The sequence below is a fragment of the Brevibacterium sp. CS2 genome, from assembly GCF_005280295.1.
In the GTDB taxonomy this organism is placed as follows: domain Bacteria; phylum Actinomycetota; class Actinomycetes; order Actinomycetales; family Brevibacteriaceae; genus Brevibacterium; species Brevibacterium pityocampae.
Genome location: NZ_CP040020.1, coordinates 684,636 through 701,309, shown reverse-complemented (window position 1 = coordinate 701,309; position 16,674 = coordinate 684,636). Strand labels below are relative to the sequence as shown.

Below are 16,674 nucleotides of genomic sequence, written 5' to 3'. Positions count from 1 at the left end.
ATCAACTCAAGGATCCGACGGGTATCCTTGGGGAATCCACAAAGCAGGGAGTCTGAGGTGGAACGATCCCGGGAATGGGTGCTCGACCAACTTCTCATTGCGATGGCGCAAGAGGACCCGCTTGAATCTCTCGTGCGTCGCGCAGCGCGGGTCTGCAATGGTTCGGCACTCGTGATCAATGAGCACGGTGAGATCGTGCGAAGCGTCGGCGCTGCTCCGGGACAGCTGGTGTCCCGCTGGGTTCTCGACCCCCGGACCGGGCGGAAGTCCCTTGCGGACCGTGAGGTCGTCGGCGACGGTGGATCCGGCATCGCCGGGACCGTCGGCAAGTGGCAGGTCCATGCGCACCGGGTGTCGATTCGCCGAAGGACGTACGCGATCGTCGTCGCCGTGCTCCCGGGGAACCCGCGCTCCGAGATGCCGGCGCTCGTGCTCGATTGCGTGGCGAAGCTCCTTCGCTCTTTCGAGAGCCTGGAGACGTTCGCGATCACCACGCGACGCGAGGAATCGGCTCAGGTCCTCAAGGAGCTCATCGTCGGGGTGAGCCCCGGCCGTGAGGGGTCGATGTGGAATCGGCTCGCCGAGTTCGGCTTCGCGGCGTATCAACCGCTGCGCATCGCCCGGGCTTCCATCGTGACGGGGGTCGGAGATGCGCCCAGCCCGAGTTCACCGCAGACGATCCCGGACGGTGTACACCTAGGGCGTGTCCGATAAATGGTGTAGCCATGCAATAGCCGCGTTGAGTACGACTGCTGCGCGGTAGACGATGGCGAGTTTGTCGTAGCGGGTGGCCAGGGCCCGCCACTGCTTCAGGCGGCTGTAGCCGCGCTCGATGACGTTCCTGCCCCGGTACTTCTCGGCGTCGAACTTCGGCGGCCTGCCGCCCTTGGAGCCGCGGCGCTTGCGGTGGCCCTGTTGATCTTTCGGCTCGGGGATGACTGCTTCAATCCGGCGGCTGCGCAGGTAGGCACGATTGGCCCGCGAGGAGTACGCCTTGTCGCCCAGCAGTGCTGTCGGCCGGGTGCGGGCGCTACCGAGTCCGGGGCGCTGGACCCGCAGCTGATCCATGAGCGGGATGAGCATCGGGCTGTCGCCGTCCTGGCCGGCGGTGCACACGGTGACCAACGGCAGTCCGTGGCCGTCGACGAGCTGATGGGTCTTTGTCGACAGCCCACCCCGGGACCGGCCCAGCGCGTGGTCAGGCGGCTCGACGTCCGGATTCGTGTAGTTCGACGAGTCCCTTTTTTAGGCGCGTGATGTTCGTTGCGTGTTGATGAGCACGCGCGATCGTGGAGTCCACCGACAGCGACCAGTCGAGCTGGCCGGCAGCGTGAGCGGTCAAGCGGGCCAGCGCGGTGTCCCAGGTGCCGTCGCCGGCCATCCGGCGATGCCAGGTCCATACCGTCTGCCACTTGCCGAACGTCTCGGGCAGGTGAATCGCCCCGGGGATAATAGAGGCAGGGAGATTGGAAGAAGGAGTTTCTCTCATGCCAGTGAAGTACACCGACGAGCTCAGGGCTCGTGCAGTAGAGCTCGTCATTCACGCTCAGGCCGATCCCGCGACTGCCAACGGCTCGATTACTCGGGTCGCGAAAGAGCTCGGGTTGAGTAAGGAGACCTTGCGCGTGTGGGTGCGGAAGCACAAGGAATCCGGCAGGATCACACCGTCGGAGTCTGTGGATCTGGAATCGGAGAACCGACGCTTGCGGGCGGAGCTGGCCGAAGCCAGGCGAGCGAACGAGATCCTGCGCAGAGCATCGGCTTTCTTCGCGGCGGAGCTCGACCGCCCATCAAGGTGATCGTCGACTTCATCGACGAGAATCGTGACGAGTTCGGAGTCGAGCCGATCGTGCGGGTCCTGCGCGGGACTGCTGCACGGATCGCTGTGAGCTCGTACTACGCGTACAAACTGCGCCGGCCCTCGGCCCGGGCTATTCGGGACTGCGATCTCATGGTCGTCATCCGGGACATCTACGAAGCGAACTACTCCTGCTATGGAGTGCGCAAGATGTGGAAAGCGATCAACCGTGATCACGCCGACCGGTTCGGGCCGGTGGCCCGCTGCACGGTCGAGCGCTTGATGCGCCAACTGGGCATCGATGGGGTGCGGCGCAAACGCAAACGTCCCAAGACGGCATCGGCCAGAGCCGAGGAGTGCCCGGAGGACCTCGCCTGGCGGGAGTTCACCGCGCCTGCACCGAACTGCTTATGGGTGGCCGATATCACCTATGTGCCGACGCGCTCGGGGTGGGTGTACACGACGTTCATCCTCGATGTGTTCCATCGCGAGATCGTCGGCTGGCAGGTGACGAACCATATGCGTGAATCCCTGGCCCGGGACGCGCTCACGATGGCTCTGGCGGCGAAGTACCGGGCCGGGCACGATGTATCCGGGCTCGTTCACCACTCGGATCGCGGAGTCCAGTTCCGCTCGATTCGCTATGGCGAGACGCTGGCTGAGTCTGCGATCGTGGCATCAGTGGGTTCGCGGGGCGATTCCTTCGATTGTCAGTCTGTTTCTGCCGCGTCCCGCAAGGATGAGGTAGTCCTGGCCGGAGTGTTCTGACCCTTGCTTACGATTGGCCCGCAGGGTGCCTTGGCGTTGATCTGTCGAACCTCCGGCCGGGCGCAGTACCGCTGCCGCCGGATCGGGCGTGACCTGATAGGAGCCTGGAGCCTCGTCAAAGCGTCCCCATGACAGTCCTGTCCACCCGCCGGCGACAGCGTGTGACCACGCTAACCGATGAAGGAGACAGCACCCCATGGAACAGATCGAGCCCGCCCGTTCCGGGCACGTCGTGATCGGCGTCGATACCCACAAGCACATTCATGTCGCCGCGGTGATGGACTCGATCGGCGGGGTCCTGGCGACTCTCACGATCGCGACCGACGCTGCGGGGTTCAAGCAGCTGCTCGAGTGGGCGTCGTCATTCGGGAAGATCATCGCGTTCGGAATCGAAGGCACCGGCTCCTATGGTGCCGGGCTGACCTCGTTCGTCCGCCGGAACGGACACAAGGTCGTCGAGGTCTCCCGGCCCGATCGGCGGCTGCGCCGACTGAACGGGAAATCCGACACGCTCGACGCGGAGAACGCTGCCCGGGCAGTACTTGCCGGGTTCGCGACTGCGGTCCCGAAGACCGCTGACGGGGTGGTGGAGATGATCCGGCAGCTGAAAGTCGCCCACGATACCGCGGTGAAAGACCGCACCGGGGCGATGGTGACGCTCAAGGCGCTGCTCGTCCACTCGGACGAAGAGCTACGGCGTGAGACAGCACGGAAAACGCAGAAGATGATCGCCCGTCACTGCGCCGCGCTCCGCCCACGCGGATTAGAGACGCCAGAGGACGCGAACCGGCACGCACTCCGATCGATCGCCAGGCGCTGGATTGCCTTGAACGAGGAGATCAAAAGCCTGGAAGCGCAGATCGAGCAACTCGTCGCCCAACGCGCCCCGCACCTGCTGGACGAGTTCGGCATCGGCGTCGACACCGCCGCGGAGATCCTCATCGTCGCCGGGGACAATCCTGAACGGATCCGCAGCGAAGCAGCGTTCGCGAAACTCGCAGGAATCAGTCCCGTGCCCGCCGGGTCAGGAATGAGCAGCGGTAAGCATCGCATCAATCACGGCGGACATCGGCAGCTCAACGCCGCGATCTACCGGACCGTGATCGTGCGGATGCGGTTCCACGAGCCGACCATCGCCTACGTCGCTCGCCGAACAGCCGAGGGCAAGAGCAAACGCGACATCATCCGGTGCTTGAAACGCTACGTCATCCGCGAGGTCTACCACCTCATCAAGACCAACCCACGAACAGGCGAAATCACGGCTTGACAACTATAGGAGCATCAACGCGATGGCCGAGGCGCTGAACTCGGTGTACAAGGCCGAACTGATCGACCGGCGGGAGTGGTCGGGAGTGATCGAAGTGATGGCCGAGACGTCGAAGTGGGTGGCTTGGTACAACCACGTCCGACTGCATTCGGCGCTGCACTACCGGCCGCCGATCGAGGCGCATTCTGATTGGATCAAACAGCAGACCACTACAGGCGTGGCCGCATAGGAAACCAAGAAAAGAAGCCTCTACCAAACCCAGGGCTTGACAAGGTCCCGCCAGGCGATCCCGCATCGGTAGCGGTAGATGATGCCCTCGACCATCTGGCGGGCATCAGCGAAGGGCCGGCCCCTGCGGCCGGTCGGAGCAGGCAGCAAGTCAGCGATCAGCGACCATTGAGCATCCGTGAGCAGTTGGAATCTCGACATGCTCCCAGGCTCTCAGTCAGCGAACCACATCATTGTCAGACACGCCCTAGCCGAGAAGATCGACGGGGCGGAGACGCTGATGCGGACGCTCGACCTGGAGGAAGGCAGCTACCTCGTCAAGGCGAAATCAGCGGCTGATGAGGGCGTGGTGATCACCGGACTGCCGACGGCTCCCGTGGAAGCGACCAAGGCCACGCTGGCCCGGGTGCAGGTGCTGGGAGCGTCGGCGGCTCTGGTGCTGGCGGGCCTGCTAGGCTGGTGGTGGGTCCACCGCTCCCTGCGCCCCCTCGCCGAGGTGTCCCGCGCTGCAGCCGAGGTGGCCGAGCTGCCGATGGGGTCGGGTGAGGTGTCTCTGGCACAGCACCGCGTGCGTGATGAGCTGGCGCGTCCGGGCGACGAGGTCGGCGAAGTCGAACACCGCGTCGTAGCTCGCGTTGCCACCACCACCGAACGCAGCGAAAGCCGCGGCCAGGTCAGTCGCCGACCCTTCAACGAGGTTCACCCGACCGTGGTACCGAGTCAGCTGGCGGCGTGCCTTGACGATCATCGCCGGGTCGAGGTCGACGGCGTCGACCGGTGCGGCGCCGAAGACATCGAGGATCAGCTTGGTGCCGGACCCGGGGCCACAGCCAAGTTCGGCCACCCGAGCGCCCGGGGTGCGACCACCCAGCGCGATCAGACGCCGAGCCTCGAAGCGCTGGAGCAGGCGTCGCGGTGGTGAGTCGACCAGCGCCGCCTCCATCCGGTTCATACGCATGTCACCCTCCGAGGGTCCAAGAGTATGCTCCGGTCTTCCTCCGCGGTGCCGGCCGCCGTTGTCGCGTGCTGTGTTCGGGTTCCTCGCGCTCGTCGCCGGCCGACCGAAGAGGCGCTCGAACGGGTGGGAGCACGTCCTCTTCCCGATCGTCTTGATCGGTCGCGGTGTGTTCATCCTCGTCGAGGGCGCGTGCGGCTTGTGGACGGTGAGAGCGGGCGCATCGAGGCGACGTGATCCGCTCCCCGAACCATCGCTGCTTCGTGCTATCATCGTCGTATGGCGATTGATGGTGTTGCTGAGACCACCGTTTGGTCCGAAGACCGCAGTGCTTATGCGGCGCTGTTCCATGCGCTGGCCGAGCCGACGCGCCTGGCGCTGCTGGAGCACTTGGCCAGCGGTGAGCACCGCGTGCGGGATCTGGTCCACCACATGCATCTTGCGCAGTCGACAGTCAGCAAGCATTTGGCCTGTCTGCGTGACTGCGGACTGGTCACCGTGCGCGCGGAGGGGCGGTCCTCGTGGTTCTCGCTGGCCGATCCGGCCCGACTGGAGGATCTGGTCGAGAGCGCGGATGAGCTGCTGAGGGCGTCCGGGGTGTCGCTTTCGTTGCGTGACCACGATCATCACGAGCCGATCGTTGGGGAGGATGAGGGGTATGGCGGAAACTGATAGGGGTGGGCACGTGCACAGTCATGTCCCGGAGCGGGCTGATCGGGGGACGCGCCGGCGGCTGGTGATCGCGTTCTGCATCATCGCCGTCATTGTTGTGGCGCAAGCGGTGGGCAGCGTGATCACCGGCAGCCTGGCTCTGCTGACGGATACCGCTCATGCGCTGGCTGATGCGTCCGGGCTGTTGGTGGCGGTCATCGCGGCGACGATGATGCTGCGTCCGCCGAGCAGTGAGCGGACGTGGGGTTTCGCCCGGATCGAGGTCATCGCCGCGCTCGGGCAGGCTGTGCTGCTGCTCGTGGTCGGCACCTATGCCGCCGTCGAGGGTATCCGCAGACTGTTCGAACCTGCCGAGGTGCCCGGCACGGAGCTGCTGGTGTTCGGGGTGATCGGCCTGGTCGCCAATATCGCCGCGATCGCTGTGCTGGCATCCAACCGCGAGGCGAACTTCAATATGCGTGCGGCGTTTCTCGAAGTGCTCAACGATGCCCTGGGGTCTCTGGGCGTGATCATTGCGGCGATCGTGATCGCGACCACCGGGTTCCAGCGCGCCGACACCATCGCCGGATTGTTCATCGCGGCTTTGATCGTCCCCCGCGCGTTCCGGCTGCTGCGCGAGACCGTGCGGGTGCTGATGGAGTTCACTCCCAAGGGAGTCGATCTCGAAGACGTCCGCGCCCACATCTTGGAGCTCGAGCACGTCCGCGATGTGCACGATCTGCACGCCTCGATGATCGGCACCGGCCTGCCGGTCATCTCCGCGCACGTCGTCGTCGACGACGACTGCTTCGAATCCGGTCACGCCCCGCAGATCCTGGAGGCGATCCTCGCCTGCGTCAAGGAGCACTTCCCCGTCGCCTTCGATCACGCCACGATCCAGGTGGAAACGGCTGCCCTGCGAGACCGGGAACTGCCCGCAGTCCAGCACGCCTGACGAACCGGGTGTTCGGCATCGCCTCCAGCCGGCGAACCCGACTGCGATGGGCCGCAGTCGATGCTGTCTGTCTGGTGTTAGGTCCGCGGTACCGCCGTGGTTGATGGCGGGGCGATCTGGTGCCGGAAGTGGTCATGATCGCCGGGGGATGGGACCGGCCGCTGCTCCCATGGGGGACGGGGCAGCGGCCGGTCGGTCTGTTCAGTTGAAGGAGACGTGGACGTGGTCCATGTGGTTGGCGGTGGCCGAGCCACGGTCCTCCATGGCCCGTCCCTCCCAGCCGGTGTAGGGAGCGTAGATCTTCTGCTTGTAGATCACGTATTTCACTCCGAGCTCGGACGCGTGCTTGATCGCGAACTCTGTGATCTGCTGACCCGTGGGATCGGTGATCATGATGTCGAGGGCCTGGCCGGTATGGTGGTCGGATCCCGGATCGTTGCGCGGTCCGCCGAAGGTTTTCACCTCGGGGAACTCGGCGCAGACCGCCCGGTAGCCCTTCTTAGCGTTCGCGGTGAGCTTGGGTTCAATCTCGGTGGACACCGAGCAGGGCTCATCGGAGAGGCCCGAGGATTCGCGGCTGTCGGAGCGCGAGGACTTCGAACCCCGGTCCGAGGATTCTCCGCCGGAGGTCTCCGACGACGCGCTCTCCTTCGGGGGCTCAGGGGCCGGCAGCGCGGCCTTCACCTCTGGCTTCTGGTTGTACTTCGGATCGTCTTCGAGGGACTTCCGATACTCCTCGGCGGCCGCCTCCCGCTCCTTCTCACGTTCCTCGGCATCCTTCGTGGGAACGTCTTGGGCGCCGGGATCCGCGCTGGCGGTGGCTGCCTGCTCCTCGGCCGTGACGACGCTGGCGGTGTCCGTGGGTGCGAAGGCGAACGAGGAGGCCACGATCGCGGTCGTGGCAGCTGCCGGCAGTGCGATGGCGGCGACCATCGGGCGGCGCCTGACGGACTTGAGAACCCCGGTGGCGGTGCTCGGCTCCTGACTATGGCGACCGGCATGCTTGCGGTCGCCCGCGGCGACGTTCCGGATCAGGGTGCGCGCGTTCGCGCTCCAGGACGGCTTCGGATCCGAGTGCTTACCCATTCGACTAAACCCTTAACGCAGTTGTGACCATTTCGTTATCTTCGAGTGTACTGACGCACGAGGAGATGACAAAACGGTAACGAACGAGATAAGGGTGACGAGTGTCACGTGGTGTTGCGCGGGCGACATACCGCCACCGCGCCGGCTGGGTCGTCTCAGAGGGGGGAGGTGAAAGCGGGGAAGAACCGGAGGTAGACCGAGGCGGCTACCGCGATGTAGATGAGGGCCACCAGCGTCCATGCCCAGTCTGCGGTGAACCGGACCAGCCCGGCGGGGGCGGGGATGATGCCGTGGACGAGGTTGCGGATCGTCAGGAGGAGGAAGAGGGGGATCATCGCGGCCCACACGACCATGCAGTACAGGCACAGGAGGTAGAGGCTGAAGAGGGCTTGGGACCACAGCCAGATGACGAAGACGGTGCCCAGGCTCACAGCGACCTGCAGACCGATCCAGTACCAGCGTCCCAGCTGTGCTCCGGCGAGGACGGCCATGGCGGTGGTGATGATCACGGCGAAGGCGACGATCCCGATCAGCGGATTGGGAAACCCGAACAGCTCGGATTGCCAGCTGCCCATGACCTTGCCGCAGGAGACCCACGGATTGATGTCGCAGCTCGTGACGTGCTCCGGGTCCCGGAAGAGCGCCAGCCGTTCAGCGACGAGTACTGCCGAAGCCACCCACCCGATGATGCCCGTGACCAGCAGCAGGACCGCGAAAGGGCGCGGTCGGGCGAACCGGGGACTACTGGCTTCAGCGGGGCGATGATCGAGCGTGGCGGTAGCGTCCGGCATGGCCTGTCACTCCGCAACGGCTGCGTCGAGCGCAGCGCGGAGCTCGTCGAGACTGCTCGGAGCGAGGAGTTGCCCGTCGAGGAAGAACGTCGGCGTTCCGCTCACGTTCAGGGCGATGCCGTCGGCCAAGTCGAGTTCGACCCGATCCTGGGTGGCCGGATCTTTGACTGCCGCGTCGTAGGCTTCCATGTCCAGGCCCAGGTCTTCGGCGAAGGAGCGAAAGACCGCGCTCTTGTCGTCGGCGGATTCGCCCCATTCGGGTTGGGTTTCGAACATCTGCTGGTACATCGGTTCGTAGGCGCCTTGCTGGGCGGCGGCCTCCACGGCCAGGGCCGCGTTCATCGCGTTGCGGTGTCCGGGCAGCGGGAAGTAGCGGTGGACGAAGGTCACGGAGTCGGCGTACTCGACCCGCAGCTCCTCGACGAGGGGATAGGCGGCCCGGCAGCCCTCGCATTCGAAGTCGAGGAACTCCACCAGTACCGCTTTCTCGTTCGGCGCCTGCGACAGCACACGGCTGTTCTCGCGGACGAGCTGCCCGGTCTCTGCCGTCCCTGCCGGCGTGGCGGACTCGGTGGTCGTGTCGGGAGCGTTGCCGCGCACGATGACGACCACGACGATGGCGGCGATCACGGCGGCCGCCATCAGGATCCAGACAAGGGACTTGCTCTTCACGAGAACGCTTCGGTCGGCGGGGTTCATGGATGATCCGTTCTGTCCGGTCGGCGGGAGGCAGTGGAGGAGGGTTGGAGGGCACCCGCAGTGCCGGCGGGCGTCGGGCGTGGTCGGTGCAGGAGGAGCGTGGTGAGCAGAATCACGAGCGGGGTCACTCCGGCCAGCAGCACCGAGGTGCCCGCACGCTGTTGATCGGCGGCGATGGATGGCCCCCAGGTGCGGGCGAGGTTGCCGAACCAGTTTACCTCAAGGACGGGGGTGACACCGAACGCGAGCACGGTCGCCCAGAGCAGGAGCACCCCGGCCAGTCCGGCCACGGCAACGGTGCGCCGGGACAGTGTTCGTGCCGCGGTTCGGGGGCGGGTCACCGTGGTCATGAACCAGAACCCGATGAGCAGGAAGTACAGGTTGGCCATCTGGTGGGCGATCCAGAAATCCAGGGCCAGGCGCAGCAGCGGGGTGTAGTAAAGCAGACCGAGCGAGACGGCCACCACCGCACCGCTGAGCAGCGGGTTCCGCAGCGCTGGGCCGGCGGCTGAGCTGGCGGCGTGCAGCCATTCCCGGGGTCCCCGGCTGCCGTCGGTGCGCCGCTGCACGGTCAGGGCCAGCAGGTCCAGGGGAGCGCCGAGGGCCAACAGCAGCGGGATGAGCACGGTGATGGCCAACAGCATGACGGTGTGCACGCTGATGAGCACCATGCCGTAGATCGTCGGGGCCGCGCAGGTCACATAGACCAGGACGAGCAGTCCGGTCAGCCAGCTGGCGGTGTGCTGCCACGGCCACCGATGCCCGGCAGCGTGGGCCTTGCGCACCCCGAGGAGATACACGGCGGCCGCGGTGAGGGAGAAGGCCACCCACAGCCAGTCCCACCGCCACTCGGTGAACCACCGGAACCAGGTCAGGTCCGGCGGCAACAGATAGCCGGTGAGGATCTCGGCCGGGGTGATCGCCGGTTCCGGCTCCCGGGGAACCGGGGGTGCGGTCCGGCCGAGGGCCCCGGTGACCCCGATGACTCCGCCCATGATGAGCACTTCGGCGATGACCAGCCGCCACGCCGTCTGCCCGCCGGACTTGCGCCCGACCTGGGCGATGGCCCAGCTGCGATGGGCCAGCCCGATGGCGCCGAGCAGCAGGGTTGCGGCGAGCTTGATGAGGATCAGCTGACCGTACCGGCTCAGCAGCCCCTCCCACCCGCCGAGGCGGAGCACGGAGTTGAGCACGCCGGAGGCCAGGACGAGGAAGAACGCCACACCGGCCAGCACCGAGAAGCGGGAGAGCACCGATTTCGCCAGGTGGGCACCGTGGTTGGAGGCGAGGATCGGCGCGGTGACGGCCAGGGCCGCCACCCCGCCGACCCACACCAGCACGCCGAGCCAGTGCACGGCCAGCGCACCGACGCCGGCGAAGTGATCGTCGCTGCCGGCGGCGTGCCCGATCAGCGAGATCGGGACGATGGTGGCCAGGGCGAGCAGGGCCGTGCCGGCCAGGCCCGTGGTGGAGCGGACAAGGAAGGTCAGATTGCACACGAGGAAGGCAATGAGGGTGATCGCACCCCACGCCTGCCCGACGAGCAGATCAGTCAGGAAGTAGGCCAGCTGGCTGGCGAACTCGGCACTGTCCGACACCGGCTGGCCGGCGAGATTGGCATACGTCAGCACCAGCACGACCACCGCAGCCCCCAGCCACACGAGGGACACGACGGCGGCGACCGCCCGCACGCGGACGAACGCCGGGTGCGGGCGCGAAGGCCCGGGCGCCGACTCGTCATCTCCGGGGGGCAGGATCGTTGCCACGAAGATCAGGCAGCCAACAACCACGGCCAGCGCCAGGTGGTGCACGGTCAGCGCGATCGGCAGCGCCCAGCGCACGAACGCGCCGGGATCCAACGCTTCGCGTTCTGCCGCCGCCCCGGAGAACGCCGCACTTGCCACGACAGCGGCAACCGCGACCGCAAAGGCGGCCACGAGCCAGGCCGCGGAGCGCCAGCGCCCGGTCCCGGCCGGAGTTTCGGCCGGGGCACTACCCATCGGATGGCATTCGGAGTCCGGGGGCACCGGTCATGCCTCGTCGCTTTCCAACCGCCGGCGGCGGGCCACCACGGCGACGACGACAAGCCCCAGTGCGATGACGAGGAGGGCCAGGACGATCACGAAACTGAGCGGCACTCCCGTGTCGGCTTCGTCGGCGGCCGCCTGCTGAGTCTCCGTCTGCGGCTGCTCCGGCGCGGCGGGCTCGGCCACGGGCTGCGCCGGCTGGGAAGCCTCGGCCCCTGTCTGCCCCGGGTTGGGGGAGGAGGAAGCACCGGCACCGTCGGTCGCGGTGAAGGAGAACGAACCGTCGATCGGATGGGAATCCGAGGACACGACCCGCCAGGTCACCGTGTACTCACCGGCGGGCGCCTCGGGATTAATCGGCTGGACGGCCATGTTGCCATCGATCTCGACGCCTCCCTCGGCCCAGTTCGTCCCCGCCGCGTCCTTGATCAGGATCTCCGACCCCATCGACAGAGGAGCGTTGGAGAAGGAGACCTCAATCGCCTCGGGGACGGCATCCAGGCTCTGCCCGTCTTCGGGATTCGTCCCGGTCACGACGTCATGCGCCGCCGCCGGGGCGACCGGCAGCAAGACGACCGCCAACAGCACTGCCAGAACGCTCACGAGGCGGCTGACCGGCCGCACTGCAACTCTGCGAATCAATTTCTACCTCCTGTAGAGAACGGGGTCAGGGTACCAGCCCGCGCAGGTGACTGTGGGGGAGCAATGGCGAGCCCTGGGGTGGAAAGCACCTGGCTCATCAGATGATCGTCTGGAAGCCGCCGATCATGCCCTGCAGACTGTTGACCCACTGGGTCCACACCCCGGTGACGAGCAGCAGTCCGATGATGATGAGCATCCCGCCGCCGATCCGGCTGATCAGGATCTGATGGTCTCTGGCCCATTGCAGCCTGCCGGTGCCCTTGACGATGAGCACGGCCACGACGATGAACGGCACCCCGAGTCCGAGGCAGTACATCAGCGTCAGCGCCGCGCCACGCCAGATGCCGTCGGTGCCGGTGGCGCCGAAGCTGGTCGACAAGGCCAGCACCGCCGCCAGTGTCGGCCCCATGCACGGGGCCCAGCTGAGCGCGAAGGTGGCACCCAGGGCGGGGGCACCCCACAGCCCGGCCGGTGGGCGCTTGCTGATCTGGGTGCTGCGCTGGAACATGCCGATGCCGCCCATGAACACGATGCCGGCGAGGATGACGACGATCCCCATCACCCGGTTGAGGACATCGGCCCACTGGCTGAGCAGCACGCCGGCCACGCTGAACGCCAGGCCCATGGCGACGAAGACGACGGCGAAGCCGGTCATGAACAGCGATACCCCGATGATGACCTTGCTGGGTTTCCGGTCGGTCAGTGCGGTGGCGCCCAGCCCGGTGATGTAGCCGACGTAGCCGGGAACCAGCGGCAGAACGCAGGGGGACAGGAAGGACACCGCCCCGGCCAGGATGGCCACCGGGATCGCCAGCAGCATCGGTCCGGTCAGCACGGTCTGCGAGAACACCTCCCCGATGGGGGCCGCCAGTGTCATGCCGACTCGTCCAGCACGTCAGCGATCAGCGCTTTGAGAGTGGACTCATCGACCGCCCCGACCACCCGGGCCGCCGGCCTCCCCTGAGCGTCGAGGACGACCGTGGAGGGCACCGCCTGCGGCGGCAGCACGGTGCTCAGTGCTGCCACACCGACCCCGTCCTGATCCAGCATGGACGGAAACGTCAGACCGAAGGTGTTCGCGAACGCCTCGGCGGCTGGGGCCTGATCGCGGACGTTGATGCCCAAGAACCTCACGCCGTCGTCCTGGTACCGCTCGTAATTGGCCTGCAGGGCGGGAGCCTCCTCACGGCACGGGGGGCACGCGGCGTACCAGAGGTTGAGCACCACCGGGGCCCCGCGCCAGTCGGCAAGATCAAAGGCTGTGCCGTCGGTGTACTCGGCGGCCAACTCGATCGGCTCACCCCGCTCGCCCACGGCAAGCTGGGTGATGACACCAGACCCGGCAACATAGCCCTGCTCGCTGCCGGCCTGCCCGGCCAGCTCATCATCGGCGCCACCGCACCCGGCCAGCCCGAGAGCGATGATGGCGGTGAGAGCACCGGACCGGCGGATCAACGATCGGCGCGACACATGCGGGGACAACACTCTTTCTCAAACTCCTGACGATGGGGCAGCTCGACTGTTGACGGCTTTCACGCCGATGGGACGGGTTCCCAAGTCTCGGGGCAACGGACGTCACGCATCGCAGCCTCCCGGAAGGGACTGCTGCTTGGCGTCGCGCACGTAGGTGCAGCACACGCTGTCCGACTTGCCAGTGACAGCCAGCAGCGCCTCGGCCTGAGCGAGCAGCTCGAGCACCTCGGGCCGGCTCAGCGAGTAGTACACGCTGCGCCCCTGCGCCCTGCCGGCAACCAGACCGCAGTCGCGCAAGCAGGCCATGTGTGCAGACACCGTCGATTGGGCCAGCGCCAGCTCGCTCACCAGATCGGATACGCGCGCCTCCTCCACCGCCAGCCGCTTGACGATGGCCAGCCGCGTCGGGTCGCTGAACGAATGGAACACGGCCGCGACAGGGGCAAGCCCCCCGGCACGGTCCGACCGCGCCTCACTGATAATCGTCACGCGCCGATGATATCGGGAATCCTGATCTTCCCCGCACCGGGGCCTCCACACACGAAGGCGAGAGGAGTCGAAGGTGGAAATCCGCTCCGGCGACTCCGAAGCCCGCGAAGGGGCGGGCTGATTCGTTTACTGCGCTCCGGCTGGTTGCCTCACCGCATCCACGGTGGGGTGTGGTTGGTGTGCGAGGACGCGGCGGGTGCGGGCGGCGCGGAGTCCGTTGGCGATCACGATCACCTCGGCGACCTCGTGGACCAGCACGACCGCGGCCAGCCCGAGCACGCCGGTGATCGCCAACGGCAGCAGCACGATGATGATCGCCAACGACAGCGCGATGTTCTGGTTGATGATCCTCCGACCGCGCCGCGCGTGGCGCAACGCCGGTGGGATCAGGCTCAGGTCGTGGCCGGTGAAGGCGACGTCGGCGGATTCGATCGCCGCATCGGACCCGGTCGCGCCCATCGCGATCCCCACCGTCGCTCCCGCGAGGGCGGGGGCGTCGTTGATGCCATCGCCGATCATCGCCGTCGGTCGGTGCTGGGCTAATCCCGCGACGATGCGCGCCTTGTCCTTCGGGCGCAGCTCGGCGTGCACGTCGGTGATCCCGGCGATCTGTGCCAGCGCGGTTGCGGTGCGGGCGTTGTCGCCGGTGAGCATGCTGACCTCAACGCCCTGGTGGTTGAGGGTGCGGATGACCTCGGGCACCTCGGGGCGCAGCTCGTCGCGGACCGCGATGGCGCCGGCGACGGTGCCGTCGACGGTGACCAGCACGCAGGTCTGCCCCTCGGCCTCCAGGGCCGCGACCCGAGCCTGGAGCGATCCGGGGTCGATCCAGCGGGGGCTGCCCACCGTCACCCGCTGCCCCTCAACAATCCCGGAGATGCCGTGCCCGGCCTCCTCGGACACGTCCTGGGCCACCGGCGCCCCGGCCGCGGCATTGGTGATGGCCGCCGCCAGGGGGTGGGTGCTGTGCTGCTCGACGGCGGCGGCGTAGGCCAGCACCTGGTCCGCGTCCCTGCCGCCGGCCGGGATCACCGTGGTCACGGTCGGCTGGTTCCGGGTCAGGGTGCCGGTCTTGTCCACTGCCAGATGCCGGATCCCGCCGAGACGTTCGAACGCGGCACCGCTCTTGATGATGACGCCGAACTTGCTCGCCGCGCCGATCGCCGAGACCACCGTGACCGGCACCGCGATCGCCAACGCACACGGGCTGGCCGCGACCAGCACCACCAGGGCCCGGGTGATCCACAGCTGCGGGTCACCCAGCAGCGACCCGATCACGCCGACGAGGACGGCCAGGATCATGACCCCGGGCACCAGCGGGCGAGCGATCCGGTCGGCGATGCGCGCCCGGTCGCCCTTCTCGGCCTGGGCCTGCTCGACCAGCTCGACGATCGTGGTCAGCGAGTTGTCTGTGCCCGCGGCGGTCGTCTCGACCTCCAGCACGCCGGCGATGTTGATCGCCCCGGCCGAGACCTCATCACCGGATTCGACCTCGACGGGGATCGATTCGCCCGTGATCGCAGTGAATCGCCCCGGGGATAATAGAGGCAGGGAGATTGGAAGAAGGAGTTTCTCTCATGCCAGTGAAGTACACCGACGAGCTCAGGGCTCGTGCAGTAGAGCTCGTCATTCACGCTCAGGCCGATCCCGCGACTGCCAACGGCTCGATTACTCGGGTCGCGAAAGAGCTCGGGTTGAGTAAGGAGACCTTGCGCGTGTGGGTGCGGAAGCACAAGGAATCCGGCAGGATCACACCGTCGGAGTCTGTGGATCTGGAATCGGAGAACCGACGCTTGCGGGCGGAGCTGGCCGAAGCCAGGCGAGCGAACGAGATCCTGCGCAGAGCATCGGCTTTCTTCGCGGCGGAGCTCGACCGCCCATCAAGGTGATCGTCGACTTCATCGACGAGAATCGTGACGAGTTCGGAGTCGAGCCGATCGTGCGGGTCCTGCGCGGGACTGCTGCACGGATCGCTGTGAGCTCGTACTACGCGTACAAACTGCGCCGGCCCTCGGCCCGGGCTATTCGGGACTGCGATCTCATGGTCGTCATCCGGGACATCTACGAAGCGAACTACTCCTGCTATGGAGTGCGCAAGATGTGGAAAGCGATCAACCGTGATCACGCCGACCGGTTCGGGCCGGTGGCCCGCTGCACGGTCGAGCGCTTGATGCGCCAACTGGGCATCGATGGGGTGCGGCGCAAACGCAAACGTCCCAAGACGGCATCGGCCAGAGCCGAGGAGTGCCCGGAGGACCTCGCCTGGCGGGAGTTCACCGCGCCTGCACCGAACTGCTTATGGGTGGCCGATATCACCTATGTGCCGACGCGCTCGGGGTGGGTGTACACGACGTTCATCCTCGATGTGTTCCATCGCGAGATCGTCGGCTGGCAGGTGACGAACCATATGCGTGAATCCCTGGCCCGGGACGCGCTCACGATGGCTCTGGCGGCGAAGTACCGGGCCGGGCACGATGTATCCGGGCTCGTTCACCACTCGGATCGCGGAGTCCAGTTCCGCTCGATTCGCTATGGCGAGACGCTGGCTGAGTCTGCGATCGTGGCATCGGTGGGTTCGCGGGGCGATTCCTTCGATAACGCGATGGCCGAGGCGCTGAACTCGGTGTACAAGGCCGAACTGATCGACCGGCGGGAGTGGTCGGGAGTGATCGAAGTGATGGCCGAGACGTCGAAGTGGGTGGCTTGGTACAACCACGTCCGACTGCATTCGGCGCTGCACTACCGGCCGCCGATCGAGGCGCATTCTGATTGGATCAAACAGCAGACCACTACAGGCGTGGCCGCATAGGAAACCAAGAAAAGAAGCCTCTACCAAACCCAGGGC

At 66.7% G+C, this 16,674-nt stretch carries 18 protein-coding genes, 3 pseudogenes and 2 other annotated features; of the genes and pseudogenes, 9 read left to right on the top strand and 12 right to left on the bottom strand.

Features of this window, described 5'->3' with window-relative positions; translation table 11 throughout:
- Positions 1-171: 171 nt before the first annotated feature.
- Positions 172-714 (top strand): hypothetical protein, encoded by a 543-nt coding sequence (locus FDF13_RS03080; RefSeq protein WP_137318403.1) that lies wholly within the window; start codon positions 172-174, stop codon positions 712-714.
- Here the strand turns inward: FDF13_RS03080 and FDF13_RS03075 are convergent.
- Positions 697-1,432: pseudogene (locus FDF13_RS03075) on the bottom strand (IS5 family transposase); the annotation flags it as partial. The gene FDF13_RS03080 and the pseudogene FDF13_RS03075 overlap by 18 nt on opposite strands.
- A 55-nt stretch (positions 1,433-1,487) precedes the next feature.
- Here FDF13_RS03075 and FDF13_RS03070 point away from each other — a divergent pair.
- The 4 genes from FDF13_RS03070 to FDF13_RS03055 all read left to right on the top strand — a co-directional run bounded on the left by FDF13_RS03070 (position 1,488) and on the right by FDF13_RS03055 (position 4,062).
- Complete coding sequence (locus FDF13_RS03070; RefSeq protein ID WP_137318392.1) at positions 1,488-1,799, top strand: transposase; 312 nt, start codon at positions 1,488-1,490, stop codon at positions 1,797-1,799.
- Positions 1,760-1,876 (top strand) — a sequence feature (AL1L pseudoknot). (Overlaps the previous gene by 40 nt.)
- Complete coding sequence (locus FDF13_RS03065) at positions 1,796-2,566, top strand: IS3 family transposase (protein WP_175406831.1); 771 nt, start codon at positions 1,796-1,798, stop codon at positions 2,564-2,566. (Overlaps the previous feature by 81 nt.) Before FDF13_RS03070 ends, FDF13_RS03065 begins: the two co-directional genes overlap by 4 nt.
- Before the next feature lie 196 nt (positions 2,567-2,762).
- The gene (locus tag FDF13_RS03060) at positions 2,763-3,833 is read left to right on the top strand and encodes an IS110 family transposase (RefSeq protein ID WP_137318401.1); all 1,071 of its coding nucleotides are present in this window, start codon (positions 2,763-2,765) and stop codon (positions 3,831-3,833) included.
- Between the two features lie 22 nt (positions 3,834-3,855).
- Positions 3,856-4,062, top strand: a complete 207-nt coding sequence (locus FDF13_RS03055) for an integrase core domain-containing protein (RefSeq protein ID WP_101652799.1) — start codon at positions 3,856-3,858, stop codon at positions 4,060-4,062.
- 41 nt (positions 4,063-4,103) lie between these two features.
- Here the strand turns inward: FDF13_RS03055 and FDF13_RS03050 are convergent.
- A pseudogene (locus FDF13_RS03050) lies at positions 4,104-4,262 on the bottom strand (transposase); the annotation flags it as partial.
- Positions 4,263-4,512: 250 nt separating this feature from the next.
- Positions 4,513-5,004, bottom strand: coding sequence for a class I SAM-dependent methyltransferase (locus FDF13_RS15535; RefSeq protein ID WP_360318849.1), 492 nt, complete (start codon positions 5,002-5,004; stop codon positions 4,513-4,515).
- Between the two features lie 291 nt (positions 5,005-5,295).
- Here FDF13_RS15535 and FDF13_RS03040 point away from each other — a divergent pair, with 291 nt between their 5' ends.
- Together FDF13_RS03040 and FDF13_RS03035 are read left to right on the top strand one after the other, a co-directional pair.
- On the top strand, positions 5,296-5,688 hold the full coding sequence (locus FDF13_RS03040; protein WP_137318399.1) for a helix-turn-helix transcriptional regulator: 393 nt from the start codon (positions 5,296-5,298) through the stop codon (positions 5,686-5,688).
- Positions 5,689-5,701: 13 nt separating this feature from the next.
- Positions 5,702-6,622: a cation diffusion facilitator family transporter gene (locus tag FDF13_RS03035; protein ID WP_137318398.1), complete on the top strand. Its 921-nt coding sequence runs from the start codon at positions 5,702-5,704 to the stop codon at positions 6,620-6,622.
- A 201-nt stretch (positions 6,623-6,823) separates the two neighbouring features.
- On the opposite strand, the gene FDF13_RS03030 is transcribed toward FDF13_RS03035, so the two are convergent.
- The 9 genes and pseudogenes from FDF13_RS03030 to FDF13_RS02990 all read right to left on the bottom strand — a co-directional run.
- The gene (locus FDF13_RS03030; RefSeq protein WP_137318397.1) at positions 6,824-7,708 is read right to left on the bottom strand and encodes a ligand-binding protein SH3; all 885 of its coding nucleotides are present in this window, start codon (positions 7,706-7,708) and stop codon (positions 6,824-6,826) included.
- Between the two features lie 155 nt (positions 7,709-7,863).
- A complete protein-coding gene (locus tag FDF13_RS03025) occupies positions 7,864-8,499 on the bottom strand; it encodes a vitamin K epoxide reductase family protein (RefSeq protein WP_137318396.1) in 636 nt (211 codons plus the stop codon).
- Positions 8,500-8,505: 6 nt separating this feature from the next.
- Positions 8,506-9,198 (bottom strand): thioredoxin domain-containing protein, encoded by a 693-nt coding sequence (locus tag FDF13_RS03020; protein WP_137318395.1) that lies wholly within the window; start codon positions 9,196-9,198, stop codon positions 8,506-8,508.
- The gene (locus tag FDF13_RS03015) at positions 9,195-11,135 is read right to left on the bottom strand and encodes a cytochrome c oxidase assembly protein (protein WP_254668878.1); all 1,941 of its coding nucleotides are present in this window, start codon (positions 11,133-11,135) and stop codon (positions 9,195-9,197) included. The genes FDF13_RS03020 and FDF13_RS03015 overlap by 4 nt, the downstream gene beginning before the upstream one ends.
- Positions 11,136-11,228: 93 nt before the next feature.
- Positions 11,229-11,828 (bottom strand): copper resistance CopC family protein, encoded by a 600-nt coding sequence (locus FDF13_RS03010; protein WP_247619152.1) that lies wholly within the window; start codon positions 11,826-11,828, stop codon positions 11,229-11,231.
- A 136-nt stretch (positions 11,829-11,964) separates the two neighbouring features.
- Complete coding sequence (locus tag FDF13_RS03005) at positions 11,965-12,744, bottom strand: cytochrome c biogenesis CcdA family protein (protein WP_137318394.1); 780 nt, start codon at positions 12,742-12,744, stop codon at positions 11,965-11,967.
- Positions 12,741-13,352, bottom strand: a complete 612-nt coding sequence (locus FDF13_RS03000; protein WP_247619151.1) for a TlpA disulfide reductase family protein — start codon at positions 13,350-13,352, stop codon at positions 12,741-12,743. The genes FDF13_RS03005 and FDF13_RS03000 overlap by 4 nt, the downstream gene beginning before the upstream one ends.
- 90 nt (positions 13,353-13,442) lie before the next feature.
- Positions 13,443-13,829, bottom strand: coding sequence for a metalloregulator ArsR/SmtB family transcription factor (locus FDF13_RS02995; protein WP_137318393.1), 387 nt, complete (start codon positions 13,827-13,829; stop codon positions 13,443-13,445).
- Between the two features lie 126 nt (positions 13,830-13,955).
- Positions 13,956-15,353 (bottom strand): annotated as a pseudogene (locus FDF13_RS02990) (heavy metal translocating P-type ATPase); the annotation flags it as partial.
- Positions 15,354-15,406: 53 nt separating this feature from the next.
- Here FDF13_RS02990 and FDF13_RS02985 point away from each other — a divergent pair.
- Entirely contained in the window at positions 15,407-15,718 is a 312-nt protein-coding gene (locus FDF13_RS02985; RefSeq protein ID WP_137318392.1) for a transposase, read from the top strand.
- Positions 15,679-15,795: a sequence feature (AL1L pseudoknot), on the top strand. Its footprint overlaps the gene before it by 40 nt.
- Positions 15,715-16,638 carry an IS3 family transposase gene (locus FDF13_RS02980; RefSeq protein WP_175406830.1) on the top strand — a complete coding sequence of 308 codons (924 nt, stop codon included), beginning with the start codon at positions 15,715-15,717 and terminating at the stop codon, positions 16,636-16,638. It overlaps the preceding feature by 81 nt. The genes FDF13_RS02985 and FDF13_RS02980 overlap by 4 nt, the downstream gene beginning before the upstream one ends.
- The last annotated feature ends 36 nt before the right edge of the window (positions 16,639-16,674 follow it).